Origin of the sequence: Microcoleus sp. LAD1_D3, from assembly GCF_036702135.1 — a bacterium.
Taxonomy (GTDB): Bacteria; Cyanobacteriota; Cyanobacteriia; order Cyanobacteriales; family Microcoleaceae; genus Microcoleus.
The window spans coordinates 57,100-73,055 of sequence record NZ_JAUBSB010000023.1; the positions used below are offsets into that span (position 1 = coordinate 57,100).

The following is a 15,956-nucleotide window of genomic DNA, read 5'->3' on the forward strand; positions in this document are numbered from 1 at the left end:
ATAAATCTTCTTTATTTGATAGATTATTAGCAATAAATAATATATCAAGAATAAAGCTCAACGGTTACGATGACGCAAAAACCTTAACTACACTTTGACAAGTCTGCCCATAAGCACCTTACCCAAATTTGGGTGGGGAAAAAGTCGGACATAAGCCGGGTTCTGTTCTCTCAACTGCAAGCAGTTTTCGAGGGCAGTTATCTATCTGGGACGCCTGTTACCAGACGCCTCAAGCAGTACCAAAAAACGGAACTGGTAAAAAACCAACCATAGTCCCTCCGACCTTGCTCCCAACTGGGGTTTACCTAGCCAGCACCTCTCGATGCTGCTGGTGCGCTCTTACCGCACCTTTGCACCCTTACCCCCTAACACTTTGCGATTTTTGATGTTCGATTTTTGATGCAATCTCAAATCTCAAATCTCAAATCTCAAATTGGGGGGCGGTATCTTTCTGTGGCACTATCCTCACGATCGCTCGCACTGGGCGTTACCCAGCAAGTTTGGTTTTTCGGGAGCCCGGACTTTCCTCAGACAAGCTTTCGCTAATCCGCAACCGCCTGCGCCTACTTTCTCCCCGGAGTTATTATACTCGATCGCTCGTTACCTTCCTCGGTCATCTTTCACAGTAGAAAAGTTTTCAAACCAGCCGCGGCGCCAGAAGAAGTAAATTAAACCCGAGGCGATCGTTCCCATCAGCGCCAAACAAAGCGGATAGCCCAAATACCAGTTCAGTTCCGGCATATTAAAAGGAGATTTCTCTGTATTAAAATTCATCCCGTAGATTCCCGCCACAAAAGTTAGAGGTATAAAAATGCTAGAAATCACTGTCAACAGCTTCATAATTTCATTCATTTTATTGCCAACCGAAGACAAATAAACATCCATCAAACCCGAAGACAATTCGCGGTAAGTTTCCACCATATCCATCACCTGCACGGTGTGATCGTAACAGTCGCGCAGGTAAATTCGCACCTCGGGACTAATCAAATGGCTGCTATCTCGAATTAGCACATTAATTGCATCTCGTTGCGGCCAAATTGCGCGGCGCAGCGTCAGCAAGTCTCTGCGGATTTTATAGATTTTTTCGAGGGTTTTGCGAGTCGGCCTCGCCACCACTTCATCCTCTAGTTCTTCTATACGTTCTCCGTACACTTCTAATACTGGGAAGAATCCATCTATAATCGAATCTAACAGAGTATAAGCCAGATAATCTGCTCCGTGTTGGCGGATAATTCCTTTTCCTTTACGAATGCGATCGCGCACGGGGTCAAAACAATCATAATCCGGTTCTTCTTGAACAGTTAATAGGTAATGTTTTCCCAAAATAAAACTCACTTGTTCTTTATGAAAATCCTCAGATTTTGGGTGTAACATCACCATCCAAGCAATAATTAAAAGGTGATCTTCATAGTCTACAACTTTCGGTCGCTGGGGAACATTAACTACATCTTCTTGAGCTATTAGATGCAAATTAAACACTTCACCCATTTGCTGCCAAGTTTCTTTATTTCCCAATCCCAACAACTCGACCCAAGACACAGATTCTGTATCTAAATAGGCAGCAGCGTCTTGAGGATTTGCCAAGTGTGAGCGAGTAGCTGTTGCCTTGCAATAGTCAATTAATACAATTTCTGGAGGCGGCGCATCGGCTTCTAAGTGGAGACTTCCCGGCGGCGCGCCCTGATCGTCATAAAAATAGTCAACGTAGGAATCATCATCATCATCTTTAATGGGCTTTGCAACTGCACTAGAAGTATGTATGCTTTTGTATACCATGCTAATATTCCTGACTTTTAGAACCTTTAATTAGATTATCATTTTTCTTGTGCAACTACCAATTACTTCTGCCGAATTGGAATCTCGATCGCGAATTCAGTTCCCTCTCCAGGCGCGGAAATGCACCGCAGCGTGCCCCCGTGTCTTTCCACCACAATCTGATAGGAGATAGACAGTCCCAAACCCGTACCTTTGCCTACTGGTTTAGTAGTAAAAAATGGGTCAAATATTCTATTTTTAACAGACTCTGCCATTCCATAAGCGTTATCTGAAATTGCGATTACCACCCGATTGTTCTCCAAAACCTCCGTCCGAATCCGAATCGCAGGTGCGTTGCAAATGAAGGGTAAACCAGGAAAATCTTGCCGTTCTGCATCCGTTGCACTCGCCATTTCAAACTTCCTATTCCTGACATCTGCTAAAGCATCAATAGCATTATTTAAAATATTCATAAATACTTGATTTAACTGTCCAACGTAGCACTGTACTGGTGGCAGTTTGCCATATTCTTTAACTATTTCAATAGTACGATTTCTGCCACTTTCTTTAAGTCTATGTTGCAAAATTAACACAGCACTATCAATTCCTTCGTGAATATCAACACCTTTAATATCTGATTCTTCCAGGCGGGAAAAGTTGCGTAAAGACAGAACAATTTCCCGAATCCGATCTGCTCCGATTTGAATGGAATGCAGCAGGTGCGGGAAGTCGTCTTTCATAAATTCCACTTCTATTTCCTCAGCAAACTCCGAGATTACAGAAACAGGTTCCGGGTAATGTTCTTGGTACAAGCTGCACAGTTTTAGCAATTTTTCGGCATACTCGGTAGCGTAAGTGATATTGCCGTAAATAAAACTGACAGGATTATTAATTTCGTGAGCAATTCCCGCCACTAGCTGTCCTAAACCAGACATTTTTTCCGCTTGAATGAGTTGAGTTTGAGTTCTTCCTAATTGTTTCAATGTTTGTTCTAACTGGCGATTTTTATCTTTTAATTGAGATTCGGCTTGTTTTCGCAGAGTTATGTTGCGAGCTAGAATGATAATTTGATCCGAATTAAAAGGCAACAGTCTGGCTTCATAAGTGTGTTCTCCTTCCGGCATGGAAAGCGAATATTCTATGTCCCTCGAATTTCTGTGTTCGGAAATTTCAAAGATTGCTTGAGCAAATTGGCTGGCGACATTTTGAGGCAATATGTCTGTCATTCGTTGACCCATAAAATGTTCGGGAGGTAGGTATAAATCCGCGGACGAACTTCCTGACAAATAATCCACGATTATACCGTCAGCATTTAGCCGGAAATACAAATCAGGCAAAGTGCGAAAAACGGCTTCTAACTCTAAAGTTTTTTGGCGCAATGCTTCCTCGGCGTAGTAGCGATCGCTAATATCAAAAATCACTCCGTCCAAACAGCAAACGCTCCCATCTTCAGCGAATACAGGAGAACCTTTATCCCACACCCATTTAATCGTGCCGTCTGCTGCTTGTAAGCGATATTCCAAGCTATAACACTGTTTATTTTCTATTTCTTGCTGGATAGTTTCTTTAACTCTTGCCAAATCTTCCGGGTAAATAATGCTAGCAAAAGTTCGCCCTACCCTGTCGGAAGGCGAGAGAAAATCCGCAGCAGGATAGCCCGCTAGCAAGTAAACAGCATCGCTAATAAAAGTTGCCAAAAAATCGCACTCCCAGCGATAAACTATTCCCGGAATATTAGCTACCAAAGACCGAAATCTTGCCTCACTTCGGCGCAAAGCTTCCTGAGCTTGATGGCGTTCAGTAATATCCTGAGCGAAAGCCAGCACTGCGAATACGTTGCCTTCAGCGTCACGTAGAGGGACTTTGTGGGTATCAAAAATATGTACTGAACCATCCGCAATAGTTGCCGGATCGTAGGGATTGTGGAGAGTTTGCCCTGCCAGTACCGCGGAGTCGTCTGTGCGGAACCCTCGGATATTTTGTGCGGAATTTCCAAATACTAATTCTTCGGAAAATCCTAATTCTAAATCATCTTTTCCAAGCGTATCTGTGAGAGTTTTGCCAATAGCTTGAAGAAAACTATTGTTAGCCAAAATGAAGCGAAAATTTTTATCTTTTGCAAAAATCCAGTTGCTATTTTCATCGATTACACTCCGCAGTAATTGTTCGGAGCGTTCGGTTTGTTGCAAAGCTACCTTGAGTTCTAATTCTAGGCACTTGCGAGCTGTAATATTTTCAAAAGCAACGCCGACGCAGTTGTTAGGTAATGGAAAAGCTTTAATAGAAAAAGCGCGATTTATTCGGCCGGATTCATCGCAGTCAATATCTTCAAGTTCTATGGCTTTTTGGTGGAGAATTACCGAAGCAAATGCTTGGGGAATGTTTTTTGATCGCAAATGAGGAAAAATTTCGTCGATTGTCATTCCCAAAACATCTGCCATTTCTAATCCGGTAAACAGGGTAGCAGCGGGATTCGAGGCGATCGCCCTGAGGGTGCTGTCATCGTCTATATTTTCTAAATGGTAGACGTACAAACCAATTTGCATATTCTCGACAATTTGGTCGTAGAGGCGCACGCTTTCGTCTACCTGCCTGCGTTCGGTAATATCTTCAGTAATCCCCAAAACATACTGAGGACGGCCTGCGGCGTCGAGAATTGGCACTTTGCGGGTGTGCAGTATTCTCATACCTTTGTGGCGAGTTTGGATCGGCTCTTCGGCTATGTCTTTAACAGTAGATTGGTTATGATCGCCGGTCAATATTTCCCTGTCTTGAGCAGTGAAAACATCTGCTTGTTCTTTGGGGTAAATATCATAGTCATTTTTGCCGATCGCCTCTTGAGAAGTAACACCTGCGATCGTTTCTCCGGCTTTATTCCACAGCACAAATTTTAGCGAAGAAGCATCTTTAGCGAAAACTCCCACCGGCAGATTTTCTACTACGGAATTGAGGAAGCCTCTAGCTGATTTTAATTCAGCTTCTGCACGCTTGCGTTCGATGCCTAAAGCGATGACATCGGCAACGGATGCTAAAGTTTCCTGAAAGGGTGCTGTCAGGGGCTGGCGGCTGATAATTACCATGACTCCCACCAGCCGTTCTTCGACTATCAAAGGGTAGCCAGCGAAGGTAAAAATTTGCTTAGGTATTGGGCAATTTGTCGGCTTTTGACTGGTATTGATAATTGCTACTTCGGAACTGTGTGGCGGTGTGGCTTTCGTGGATTCTTCCTCTGGTAGTCCAAAAAAATTATTCAGTTCAAATCCGCAGTCAAATTCCGGTTTTTGCTGTTTGGCGATCGAGTTAACCTTACTTTTAATAAAGTTCGCCCGATCGTCTGTGCGACTGTATATTTCCGATGCTGCTTGCAATTCCCAAACATTATGTTGAGAGTTAAAAGTCCAAATTTCAGCAGAGGCGACATCGAGATTCCGCACCATTGCCTCGCAGCAGGGAAGCAGGATATCTTGAGGGTGTTTGGTTAGGGCAATACCAACATCGGCTACCATTGCTGTGAGGCGAGAAGCTTGGGCTTTTTCTGCTTCCAACCGTTTGCGATCGGTGATATCTTCCACCAAAGAAAGCACGGTAAAAGTATCGCCACTGCGAATAATCGAGTTGAACCAGCGACACCAAATCACCTGTCCGCTTTTAGTATAGTTGCGGTTGATTGAAGTATTGCCGTTGCCGGTGGCTAGTTCGAGTTCGATCGCGCTTACAGCCTCTCTATCTTCCTCGCAAACCAAAGCCAAATCGCCGAACTGCTTGCCCATCATATCATCGGATGTCCAGCCAAAGATTTCTTCGGCGCGTTTCGACCACTGAATGATCCGAAAATCTTCATCCCAGCCTACCATTGCCAGGGGGCTGTTAGCTGCATTCAACCACAGTAAATGGTTCGATCGGCGTAACTGTTGAGTTTTCTGCTGCTGCCAGCGGTAGTGCCTGGTGATATCTCTACCCACGCCCAAAACCCGCATCTGGTTGCTAGAGGCATCCACCGCTGGCGTATAAGCAGTTTCGTAAATTTTAATCCCGCCGTCTGCCGCCGTCACCTCATGAATTGCCAGCCGTTTTTCCCCGGTTATAAATACTTGTTGCAGGCAAGAATCAATCTGCGAGATTATATTTTTTACGGCAGGATTATTAGGATATAATTTCAATAATTCCTGATTAGTTTTGTTAAGTATTTCAGCAGGCTCCAATCCCATCCAAGCCGCAGCAATAGGATTGATCGATAAATAATTTTGCTGTCGATCGCACTCTAGGAAAGCATCAACAGAGTTAGAGAAAAAAGACTGAAACGAGTTGATAACTTCCTGCATGGGTATTTTTTCATGAGACAAGCTTAGTATTATGGAAACCTCGTGTGTTTAGATTCATATGTTGCACTATTTTCAATAAGCTTTTATGGGCGGGCAGGATGCCCAACCCACAAGAAATTAACTCTTTGTGGAACAGGCTTTCCGGCCTGTTCTTGAGAATGGTGCAAGATGTGAGTAGACCGATCGAGGAAACACTCATCAGGCAGTTTTCACCGCCTTGAATATTGATTATTGCTACAGGGGGCTACTTCGACACTTGGGACTTTTATGATCTACTTTCAACGGCATAATTACCGTTTTAAATATTTCACGCGCGATCGCATAGCAGCTTGAGCTACACCCATATTTTTGATAACCTAATCAGTTAAGACGATAGCTTGTCAACTATGTCTTTTGATTAGGGCATGAAACCCCATCTGTTCAAAGGGGTGTGCGGACTTGCAAGTTAAGCTCTAAAATTTTCCTAAAGTTAGTTTAACCCACTCCAATTTTTTTGCACACTTTACGGCTGCGTTTTCCGGTGCAATTTTTGGCGCTGTTCCCTATAATACAAAAATTTTAAAGGAAGAGTATTTTGGGGAATAGAGCTTAATTACAGCAGATGCTCTTTTTTAAACCAGACACAGCGGATACAAAAGCGAAATCGAGAGACGGGGAGACGGGGAGGTGGGCAGAGAGAGAGAGGTTAATCCACAACATTCGAGAAAAATGCTTAATAAGTGCCGGAAAGCTTACCGATTCCCAATTCCTAATTCCTAATTCCTAATTTGTTACTCTGAAAGCGGTTTGGCAGTACGCCCCGCAAAGAACGCAACCCGTGCAAAGCCATGTAACATAAAGATTGCGATATTTTTCTATGTAATATGGAACTATTAGATACCTTGATTGTGGGTGCGGGTATTAGCGGTTTGAGTTTGGCGCACGCACTTCACAAGGAAGCAACAACCCCATCCTCGCTGAAGATTTTAGTCGCTGAGAGTCAGGGACGTGTGGGCGGGAACATCACCACTGTGACAGGGGAAGGGTTTCTCTGGGAGGAGGGCCCGAATAGTTTTTCGCCGACGCCGGAATTGATGAAGTTGGCTGTGGATGTGGGATTGAAGCAGGAGTTGATTTTTGCCGATCGCAAATTGCCTCGTTTTGTGTATTGGCAAAATAAGCTGCAACCGGTGCCGATGAGTCCACCGGCGATGATTCAGTCTCAGTTGCTGAGTTTTCCAGGGAAACTGCGGGCGTTGTTCGGGGCTTTGGGGTTTGTGGCGCCGGCAATCGGTGCTCGACTTTCGCAGCAGGGTGACGAGGAAACTGTCTCTCAATTTTTCCGCCGTCATCTGGGCACGGAAGTGATGCAGCGGTTGGTGGAACCTTTTGTTTCTGGGGTTTATGCGGGAGATCCGCAACAACTTAGCGCGGCGGCGGCTTTTGGGCGGGTAACAAAGATGGCGGATGTGGGTGGCGGGCTGGTGGCGGGGGCGCTGCTTTCTGCTAGGAAAAGACCGAAGAAAATGCCCGTAGACCCGAATGTTCCTAAAACTAGGCCGGGGGAGTTGGGTTCATTCAAACAGGGGTTGAAGGCTCTGCCAGAGGCGATCGCTGCTCAATTGGGCGATCGAGTGAAACTCAACTGGCATCTGACTCGCCTCCAGCGTACAGAACGCGAAACTTATATTGCTGTATTCTCGACGCCCGACGGACAGCAGGAAGTTGAGGCGCGTACCGTGGTTTTGACAACGCCGGCTTACGTTACAGCCGATTTGTTGCAGCCTCTGCAACCGGAAGTTAGCAGTGCTTTACAAGCTTTTACTTATCCTACGGTTGCCTGCGTTGTATTAGCATATCCGCAGTCGGATGTCAAGGGTAAATTAGTAGGTTTTGGAAATTTAATTCCGAGAGGGCAGGGAATTCGCACTCTGGGGACGATTTGGACATCAAGTTTATTTGCCGATCGCACCCCTGCGGGCTGGCAAACTCTCAGCAGTTACATCGGCGGGGCTACTGATTCGGAAATTGGCAATCTCGACTCCGAAGAAATCGTTCGGGAGGTACACCGAGATTTGTCTCGGATTTTGCTGAAGCCTTCGGCGGCGCAGCCGAAAGTTTTGGCGGTGAATGTGTGGAAGCGGGCGATTCCTCAGTACAATTTGGGGCATTTCGATCGCCTGCAACAAATCGATGAGGGCTTAAAATCTTTGCCTGGGGTGTATTTGTGCAGCAACTACGTTGGCGGAGTGGCGTTGGGAGATTGCGTGCGAAGGGGTTTTGAGCGTGCACGAGAAGTGGGCGAGTATTTGCAGAACAAAAAATCAGATACTCGATCGATCTGAATTATTGTGTGGGGAGGGCGGGTTTAAAAATATCGAGTATGTTAATCCGAGATATTGGTGAACCCGCCCCTATAGCCGAATGGCGAATGCTACTAGGTTGTTGGCTCAAACTTGTAACCCACCCCCCGGACGGTTTGAATCATCGGCATTTGATTGGGATCTAGTTCAATTTTGCGGCGAATTTGACCGATATGGACATCCACCACGCGATCGGCTCCTACATACTCGTAGTCCCACACTTCATGCAGCAATTCCGATCGCCTCCACACGCGACCGGGTTTGCTCGCCAAACAGTACAACAGGTCGAATTCTAAAGCAGTCAAAGCAACTATCTGACTGCCGAGAATTACCTCGCGGCGAACCGGATCTATTAGTAGATCTCCAAAGTTAAGACTTTTTTGTTCGGCGGGAGTAACAATGCGCTTGCGCTTCAAAATTGCTGCAACGCGAGCTCCAATCTCTACAAGACTAAAAGGTTTAGTAATGTAGTCGTCAGCACCTTCGGCAAACCCTTTCATTTTGTCAGCTTCATCGGTTCGGCTGGTCAGCATCAACACAAACACGCCCGTGCGTCTTTGCATTTCTTGACACAGTTTGTAGCCAGTTGTATCAGGTAAATTTACATCTAGAACTACTAAGTCAGGATTGAGTTGCTCAAATAATTCCAGACCAGTCTGACCGTCCTCGCCAGACTCTACTTGATAACCTTGCTGGCTCAAAAAACGGTGAATTAAATTTCGGATTGCCGGGTCGTCATCAACCACAAGAATTTTTACAGGGGCCATGACCACAAGTTTGCTTGAAGAATTAGGCAAGAATATTCAGCCATAATAATAGAAAACTGGATACAAATCTCGAAAAAATTGAGCTTTTAATAGTTATAGCCATATTTATAACCTACGCAAGATTTCAGGCAATAAATCTCCAGGAACTTTGGATAAGGCTAAATTTTGGCCTGGCAGCCCACATTCACTATAGAAAGCTCTAATCGTTTTGACAATATAGCTCAATGCTGTTTGCCTGGAATCAGCAGCTTGGGAGTTTGCCGGGGCTTGCAGGTTGAGTTTATCCCCATATGTTAACCCTTTGTCATTGAGATGTTGTCCCCATTCGGCGCACACTTGCAACTGGTGGTGTAGTGCGGCTTCTAGATGGCTTGTCTGTGCGGCTTTGTTGAGGGCGAAATCTGGATCTGTGGCTAGTTGATAGTGGGCTAGTCCGAGATTGTTGCGGGCGGCCAAGCCGTCAAAGGTGAGTTGGGTTCGATCGAGCTTTCCGGCGATATCCAGGGCGGCTTCGTAGGCGGTAATCGCCTGCTGTAATGATTCCGTCCGCGCCTGTTTCTGCTGAAACTGGTTCGCCAAATGCCAATAAGCGGTACCGAGATTGTTGTAGGTGGCGGCTGCTGCTGCGGGTACTAATTCTCTGGTGCGGTATTTCAATGCTTCGCGGTAGGCGGAAATCGCCCTGACTAGCAGGGGTTCTGAGGGTTCGTGCTGGGCGAGGTTCCAGCAGGCGGTACCGAGGTTGTTTTGCACTCCGGCATAGTTGAGGGGTTCTCGTTCGGGACTGTAGCAGGAGAGGGCTTGGGTGTAAGCTGCGATCGCGCTTTTGAGATATACGATCGGCTCACCATCTTGGGCTAAATTCCAGTATGCTGTCGCCAAATTATTCTGAGCAGCAGCGTACTGCTGGGGCTCCACGGCGGGGTCTAGATCCAGCAGCGCTTGTTGGTAAGCTGCAACTGCGTGCTGCAAGTTCTCTGTCTTGTCTCGATAGCGAGCTAAATCTGCCGAGGCGATTCCCAAATTTTTGTTTAATCTAACGCGGGTTTGGGGTACGGTTTCGGCATCTGTTCGGTTCAAACCTTCAAGGTAGAGGGCGATGCTGCGTTCAAGGCTGGATACCGGATCTGAGGCGTTATGCTGCGTGCGATCGCGCGACAGCATCCAATAGAGAGTGCCGAGATCGTTGAGCAGATCGGAAATTGGCGGTAGGCTGTGGGACTCCTGGGCGTACTGAGTTAAATTTTGTGTCAATTGGGCAATCAGCCGCGCGCATTCCTCAGTTAGTGGTTGATTTTGCTGCGAGTTGGTGTCGAGTTCGAGATACGCAATCACTTGTTCGATCGCGCCAATGGCGATTGTCAGGTTCTGCTGTGAAGCGTCTCCGCCCAGGATGCGATCGCGGTAGTAATTCCCCAAACCGTGATAAGCCAAAGCCAATGCTTCGGAACAACACTGATGTTCTTGCAGCAGTTCGATGTATTGCAGGGTTTGCAGCGGCAGAAAATTCTCCTCTGATGCGGCATTATTTTCGGCTTCCAAATCCTCAGAAGCCGCTGCTAGCACCAAATCTGCCAGTTGGACGGATTTAGAATCTGGCGCTGCGGACGGGGGATGGGAAATTGGGGATTGTTCGTCATCTGCCAATGGGACGGATTTAGAATCCGACGCTGGGGATGGGGGATAGGAAATTGGGAATTGTTCGTCGGGAATTGGGGATTGTCCAGATAAAGAAGATATTAAAAGTTTGTGGCCAAAGTCTCCGCTGTCCCGCAGGTTTCGCAAGTCTCCTGAGTTTCCGAAGTCCTCAAAGTGCCCAAAGTCTTCCTTAGCTGGAGTTGGTTCACCTTCAAACTCAAATACTCCGGTTCGCCAGTGCCAAAATTCTGGGGCCGATTGCTCGATCGAACTTAGCCAGGGCCGGGACACCCACAGCAACAGAGTAGACTCGCACATTTGCAGGTTTGCTTCGATGTCTCTCAAATAGCTCAGGAACGACCACTGCACGGCTGCTGACTGCCTGGTCAGGTGTTCTGCCCCAAGAATTTGAAATCCCGGCAAAGGGCTGTAGCTGCCCCTGTTTTGGGGCGGTGGGTGTTGGGTCAGCCACGCGGCGATCGATCCCCAAGGATTTGGATCGCTCAAGTCGAGTTCCAAACTGACAAATCGGGGGTAGTAGATCGGGGAGCGAGGATCGGAGCCTGGGATCTCTGCAGCTAATTCTGCGTGCAAGCGGGCTGCCAGACAGTCCCGCAGGCACAAGTCGTCGCAGGCGGCAATAAAAATTTGACGGCGTAAATTGAGGTCGATCGCCTGTTTCAAGCGTTGGTAGATCAGCTTGTTCGAGCTAGAAACTTTTTGGGAAGGAATAGACATCAGGATCAGCCGATTTTAGATTTTAGATTTTAGGTTTTAGGTTTTAGATTTTGGATTGTAGATTTTAGATTGTAGAGTTGAGAGTTGAAATCTCGATCGCTCATAACTCGCAACTCAGCCCCGAAGGCAGTCAATCGCACCGGTGATGACTAAAGGATTGTAGATTTTCAATTGGCAATTTTATGTGGGTGACGAACCCATGTGATTAAGTGCAACTCAAGTCGCTGAACCCGACAGCCGAGAGGAAAACACCAAATTTCTGCTGGTCTTATTTAGCTTTCCAGCTCGCTCGGCACGCTTCAGGACTGTCGCAACTACCTGCTTTGTATTGAAACACAAAAACCATGTTTCCATTGGTTGGAAAACATGGTTTGCTGAAGGATTATTTAAAATTGCGATTTGAAGCAGCTTTGAGTCTCAGCCCAGCTTTTAGACGGAGGCAGCCACGTACACCAAACCGGCGACTAACATGGCTGCTGCAATACCCATGATGATGTAGTTGCGTTGCTGATTTTTGTTGGGAGGTACGGCTTCATACACCTTCGGCTCTTTAGCAAAGTTGTTCAGGCGTCCATCGTCATCTTTGATGTAAGGCATCAGTCACAATCCTTAATATTTTTGATGTTTACAACTCTACCAAAAAAGCGCCCAGGAAAATTCAGGAATTTATTTTGAGGTGACAGTACCTGTTTCGGGGGAAGAGGCGATCGCGTAATCTTTGATCGGCATTCTCCCTGCTAAGTACGCCATCCGCCCCGCTTCTGCTGCCATTCCCATTGCTTTTGCCATTGCCGGGGAATTTTGGGCATTGGCGATCGCGGAATTAATCAACAGTGCATCGGCTCCCATTTCCATTGCTCGCGCCGCTTCGCTGGGCGTTCCGATCCCCGCATCGACTACCACAGGAACATTTACCGTGTCAATAATTATTTGAATGTTGGCCGCATTGTTGATCCCTTGCCCTGAACCGATGGGCGAACCTAAAGGCATGACTGTCACACAACCGACTTCTTCTAGGCGTTTTGCCAGCAAGGGATCGGCATTGATGTAGGGCAAAACCGCAAAACCTTCTTTGACTAATTGTTCTGCAGCTTCCAAAGTGCCGATCGGATCTGGTAGCAAATATTTAGCATCGGGAATCACTTCTAACTTGACAAAATTATTGTCTTCTTGCCCTAAAAGTTTCGCCATTTCCCGCCCTAAACGAGCTACTCTAATTGCCTCATCCGCAGTTTGACAACCGGCAGTATTTGGCAGCATCCAAATTTTAGTCCAATCAAGAGCCTCTGCCAATCCTTCATGGCCGGGAGCATTTGTTTGCACTCGCCGCACAGCTACAGTCACAATTTCGCACCTGCTAGCGTTGACACTTTGCTGCATTTCTGCGATGCTGCGATATTTTCCCGTCCCCGTCATCAAACGAGAATGAAAAGTTTTGCCGGCAATAACCAGAGGTTGATCGGAGATAGTGAGGGGTGGCGCTATGTGTCCGTGTTTTGGGTCTCCAAAAATAGCATATTCTAGCCCCTTTTCCCATTCTTCTCTGCCTCCGAGCATATTTTCTAGCAGCCAACCTTCTTTATTGGTTAGTTCGTCTCGAGTTACTGCGTAGAGGATCTCTCCAACAATAATCAATCTTGCATCCCGCGGCATATTATTTTTTATACCGCTATTTACGATTTCTTCAAATTCTTGAAAAACGCTGCCCATTTTCCCATTCCTCTCTAGTAATTTTTAGAACAGATTGGTTGTTGAAAACCAAAATGATAGTTTGTATGAGATGCTTAACATCCCAATATATGGCTTGCCTGATGCCTTCGTCTATCTCTCGAATGTCGTAAATTTCTATATTTACGTGAAAAATGACTGTATTTGCACTTTGATTTTTGGCTTTTCCAAACCCTTCTTGTACTCTATTTTTTAAATTACTCGACTCTTTTGTTAATTCCTTAAATTCGCAAATTTGACCGTCAATCTCAGCATCTGGAGTTTTAGTTCCAGACGGTGCTTGCTCGCTCAAAAGTCTAACTCTCTTTCCCATTTTAGCCAAAACTTCAGCGACAAAACTTTCGGAATTATTAAGATTATGGTCTTGGTGGACGAGCACAAATCCGCCAGCTATCTCATCTAAATAATAGCGCCGATATTCTGGTTCTGCATTTTCGTAGATGGCTCTGCTTGTCTCGATATATTCTGAATTCACCGTTAATATACTCTCAATGGACTCGAATCGGGTAGAGTTAAATCTATGAAAGCAACTGTTGAGCAACTGGCTAAAATTGGAATATTTGCCAGCTTAAACCGAACTGAATTAGAGCGATTGCAAGAACATACAGCAATGCGGACTTACCGACAGGGAGAAGTTGTGATGTATGAGGGCGATCGCATCCCCGAAAAATTATACACTCTTTTGAGCGGTTCTCTGCGAGTGGCAAAAACAGCGGCGGCGGGCAAAGAAACAATTCTCCGCACTTTATTTCAGGGAGATATTTTTGCCGCACCTGCTTTGCTAGGCAACGGCATTGCCCCCGCAACGGTGACGGCAGAAACTGATGTGGAAGTTCTTACCACAGAACGGGAAGTTTTGCTAGCAGCAATTCGGGAAAATCCCGAAATTGCTTTGCGAATATTGGCGGTTTTTAATCAGCGGTTGCAGCAACTGCACGAGACTGTGCACGGGTTGGTGTCGGAAAGGGCGATCGTGCGGCTGGCCCGATTTATTCATTACTTTGGCGTCGAGCAAGGTACGAAGATTGCGGATAATAGTGTATGTTTAGAAAAACGTTTTCCCTACTATCAAATTGCTCGCAGTATTGGCATTACCTACGAAGAATGCGTGCGGTTGTTTAAGAAACTCAAGCCGTTTGTATCCTACAGTCGAGGCGGTAAAATTACTGTATTGGATTGGAAAAAATTGGAGGATGTCGCCTCTGGGGAAGAAATAGATTAAATGTTAAAATCCCAATGGTAGGGGCGGCTTTCACAAACAATATTTGACTGCAACTCACTATCTATATAAACCCGCCCCCCACAACCTGTGAATCGGGGCGGGTTTATCAGATTATTGATTGATTTTCGGCAATTATGGTTGGTAAAACCCGCTCCTACAGAATAATGATGGCATTAATGAGGCTCAGAAAGTGTCAAGATAAATGCCAAATTTTGTTCAGCTTTCAAAGCGTGGAGGGCGCGGGCGGGCAGAAAAACAAACACCCCCGGTTCCAAGACAATATCTTTGCCTTCTAGAGTCAAAACCCCCTTTCCTTCGATGACATTAACTGTGGCATTGCGCGGCGAAGAGTGTTCGGAAACCTCGCTACCAGCAGCCAGACAAAGTAAATTGTACTGACAATTATTGTCTTTGATTAAAACTTTGCTCGACACTCCGGCGGCAGGATATTCAATTGCTTCTCGGATTTGGATAGCTGAAGATTGTAGCGGTAAAAGAGTAGCAGTCATAAATTTTGACTCCGTTAAGATTGTTTTTTGGCAGAGATAACGATGTAGCCTAGATCCTGTTGGTAATGCTGGAAAACTCGACGCATTGCTAAGATCCGATCGCGAATTTGCGATCGACTTAAAATATTCCACACAATCCGCACAGTACCCACAAACCCTTCATCTTTAACCATTCGCGGCAAGTTGAGGAGTCCCATCGCCCCGGTTTGACACTTTTCTACTTGCAAACCCGCGTTTTGGCAAACAGCAATCCAGCCAGACTCAGACAAAGGCGTTGAATTGACGCGAATCACTTCTGATAAAGCTTTGTGAATTTCAGCTTCTCGGTTTTTAACTAAAAGTTCGTGAGAGAGAAACTTGCCGCCTGGTTTTAAACGATCACAAATTCCCGATACAATTTTAGCTTTCCCTGACGGCGACTGCATGGTCAGGATAGCTTCAGCCAACACCCAATCAAACTGTTGGGAAATCCGATCCAAGTGAAAAATATCTCCTTCCACAATTTCTACTCGATCGCTCAAACCGGCTGCTGCAACATTAGCACGAGCGCGGGCCACGCTCTCGGGATTTTTCTCAACTCCCACTACTTTTACCCCAAAACGTTCAACAAGGGCGATCGAACTATATCCAAAACTAGCAGCCAACTCCAAAACAGTCTCGCCCGGTTGAAAATCCGCCCATTCAAATAACTGTTCCGTAGCAAGTTTCCCCCCCGGCCTCAGCATTTTCTTGCCAGCCGCAGCCAGAACTTCATGTCCGGGTGCAGTCTTAAAATTGAGAGCAGTATTGGTCATTAAATTGACCTCCTATTTAACCTTACTCTCAGTGTGCCAAATTTTCCCAAATCTTTCTATGATCTAGCTCATATTCAAATTCTCGTAGGCTGACGAACCCTACAATATCAGGAATTATACCATGTCCGCCCCTGAACAATT

At 46.0% G+C, this 15,956-nt stretch carries 11 protein-coding genes and 1 other RNA gene; 2 read left to right on the plus strand and 10 right to left on the minus strand.

The window, feature by feature from the left end:
* Window positions 1–136: 136 nt before the first annotated feature.
* The 3 genes from rnpB to QUA74_RS15330 all read right to left on the minus strand — a co-directional run bounded on the left by rnpB (window position 137) and on the right by QUA74_RS15330 (window position 6,077).
* Window positions 137–570, minus strand: an RNA gene (rnpB, locus tag QUA74_RS15320) — RNase P RNA component class A.
* 30 nt (window positions 571–600) lie between these two features.
* The gene (corA, locus tag QUA74_RS15325) at window positions 601–1,776 is read right to left on the minus strand and encodes a magnesium/cobalt transporter CorA (protein ID WP_333330337.1); all 1,176 of its coding nucleotides are present in this window, start codon (window positions 1,774–1,776) and stop codon (window positions 601–603) included.
* Window positions 1,777–1,838: 62 nt separating this feature from the next.
* Window positions 1,839–6,077 carry a PAS domain S-box protein gene (locus tag QUA74_RS15330; protein WP_333330340.1) on the minus strand — a complete coding sequence of 1,413 codons (4,239 nt, stop codon included), beginning with the start codon at window positions 6,075–6,077 and terminating at the stop codon, window positions 1,839–1,841.
* A gap of 863 nt (window positions 6,078–6,940) precedes the next feature.
* Between QUA74_RS15330 and hemG the strand changes: the two genes are divergently transcribed.
* The gene (gene hemG / locus QUA74_RS15335; protein ID WP_333330343.1) at window positions 6,941–8,401 is read left to right on the plus strand and encodes a protoporphyrinogen oxidase; all 1,461 of its coding nucleotides are present in this window, start codon (window positions 6,941–6,943) and stop codon (window positions 8,399–8,401) included.
* A gap of 92 nt (window positions 8,402–8,493) precedes the next feature.
* Here the strand turns inward: hemG and QUA74_RS15340 are convergent, their stop codons facing one another.
* The 5 genes from QUA74_RS15340 to QUA74_RS15360 all read right to left on the minus strand — a co-directional run bounded on the left by QUA74_RS15340 (window position 8,494) and on the right by QUA74_RS15360 (window position 13,765).
* The gene (locus QUA74_RS15340) at window positions 8,494–9,186 is read right to left on the minus strand and encodes a response regulator transcription factor (protein WP_333330346.1); all 693 of its coding nucleotides are present in this window, start codon (window positions 9,184–9,186) and stop codon (window positions 8,494–8,496) included.
* 105 nt (window positions 9,187–9,291) lie between these two features.
* Window positions 9,292–11,562 carry a hypothetical protein gene (locus QUA74_RS15345; RefSeq protein WP_333330349.1) on the minus strand — a complete coding sequence of 757 codons (2,271 nt, stop codon included), beginning with the start codon at window positions 11,560–11,562 and terminating at the stop codon, window positions 9,292–9,294.
* Window positions 11,563–11,991: 429 nt separating this feature from the next.
* Complete coding sequence (gene psb34 / locus QUA74_RS15350) at window positions 11,992–12,159, minus strand: photosystem II assembly protein Psb34 (protein WP_106333461.1); 168 nt, start codon at window positions 12,157–12,159, stop codon at window positions 11,992–11,994.
* A 69-nt stretch (window positions 12,160–12,228) separates the two neighbouring features.
* The gene (locus tag QUA74_RS15355) at window positions 12,229–13,272 is read right to left on the minus strand and encodes a thiazole synthase (protein ID WP_333330352.1); all 1,044 of its coding nucleotides are present in this window, start codon (window positions 13,270–13,272) and stop codon (window positions 12,229–12,231) included.
* Window positions 13,247–13,765, minus strand: a complete 519-nt coding sequence (locus tag QUA74_RS15360; RefSeq protein WP_333330355.1) for a CdiA C-terminal domain-containing protein — start codon at window positions 13,763–13,765, stop codon at window positions 13,247–13,249. The genes QUA74_RS15355 and QUA74_RS15360 overlap by 26 nt, the downstream gene beginning before the upstream one ends.
* A gap of 45 nt (window positions 13,766–13,810) precedes the next feature.
* On the opposite strand from QUA74_RS15360, the gene QUA74_RS15365 reads away from it, so the two are divergent.
* On the plus strand, window positions 13,811–14,512 hold the full coding sequence (locus tag QUA74_RS15365; RefSeq protein ID WP_333330358.1) for a Crp/Fnr family transcriptional regulator: 702 nt from the start codon (window positions 13,811–13,813) through the stop codon (window positions 14,510–14,512).
* Window positions 14,513–14,685: 173 nt separating this feature from the next.
* On the opposite strand, the gene QUA74_RS15370 is transcribed toward QUA74_RS15365, so the two are convergent.
* Together QUA74_RS15370 and QUA74_RS15375 are read right to left on the minus strand one after the other, a co-directional pair.
* Entirely contained in the window at window positions 14,686–15,021 is a 336-nt protein-coding gene (locus tag QUA74_RS15370; protein WP_333330362.1) for a cupin domain-containing protein, read from the minus strand.
* Window positions 15,022–15,035: 14 nt separating this feature from the next.
* Complete coding sequence (locus QUA74_RS15375) at window positions 15,036–15,815, minus strand: class I SAM-dependent methyltransferase (RefSeq protein ID WP_333330365.1); 780 nt, start codon at window positions 15,813–15,815, stop codon at window positions 15,036–15,038.
* Window positions 15,816–15,956: the final 141 nt, after the last annotated feature.

What these genes read in the sequence shown, in the direction of transcription:
- corA (WP_333330337.1), bottom strand. Translation starts at nt 1,776, where the DNA reads ATGGTATACAAAAGCATACATACTTCTAGTGCAGTTGCAAAGCCCATT.
- QUA74_RS15330 (WP_333330340.1), bottom strand. Translation starts at nt 6,077, where the DNA reads ATGCAGGAAGTTATCAACTCGTTTCAGTCTTTTTTCTCTAACTCTGTT.
- hemG (WP_333330343.1), top strand. Translation starts at nt 6,941, where the DNA reads ATGGAACTATTAGATACCTTGATTGTGGGTGCGGGTATTAGCGGTTTG.
- QUA74_RS15340 (WP_333330346.1), bottom strand. Translation starts at nt 9,186, where the DNA reads ATGGCCCCTGTAAAAATTCTTGTGGTTGATGACGACCCGGCAATCCGA.
- QUA74_RS15345 (WP_333330349.1), bottom strand. Translation starts at nt 11,562, where the DNA reads ATGTCTATTCCTTCCCAAAAAGTTTCTAGCTCGAACAAGCTGATCTAC.
- psb34 (WP_106333461.1), bottom strand. Translation starts at nt 12,159, where the DNA reads ATGCCTTACATCAAAGATGACGATGGACGCCTGAACAACTTTGCTAAA.
- QUA74_RS15355 (WP_333330352.1), bottom strand. Translation starts at nt 13,272, where the DNA reads ATGGGCAGCGTTTTTCAAGAATTTGAAGAAATCGTAAATAGCGGTATA.
- QUA74_RS15365 (WP_333330358.1), top strand. Translation starts at nt 13,811, where the DNA reads ATGAAAGCAACTGTTGAGCAACTGGCTAAAATTGGAATATTTGCCAGC.
- QUA74_RS15370 (WP_333330362.1), bottom strand. Translation starts at nt 15,021, where the DNA reads ATGACTGCTACTCTTTTACCGCTACAATCTTCAGCTATCCAAATCCGA.
- QUA74_RS15375 (WP_333330365.1), bottom strand. Translation starts at nt 15,815, where the DNA reads ATGACCAATACTGCTCTCAATTTTAAGACTGCACCCGGACATGAAGTT.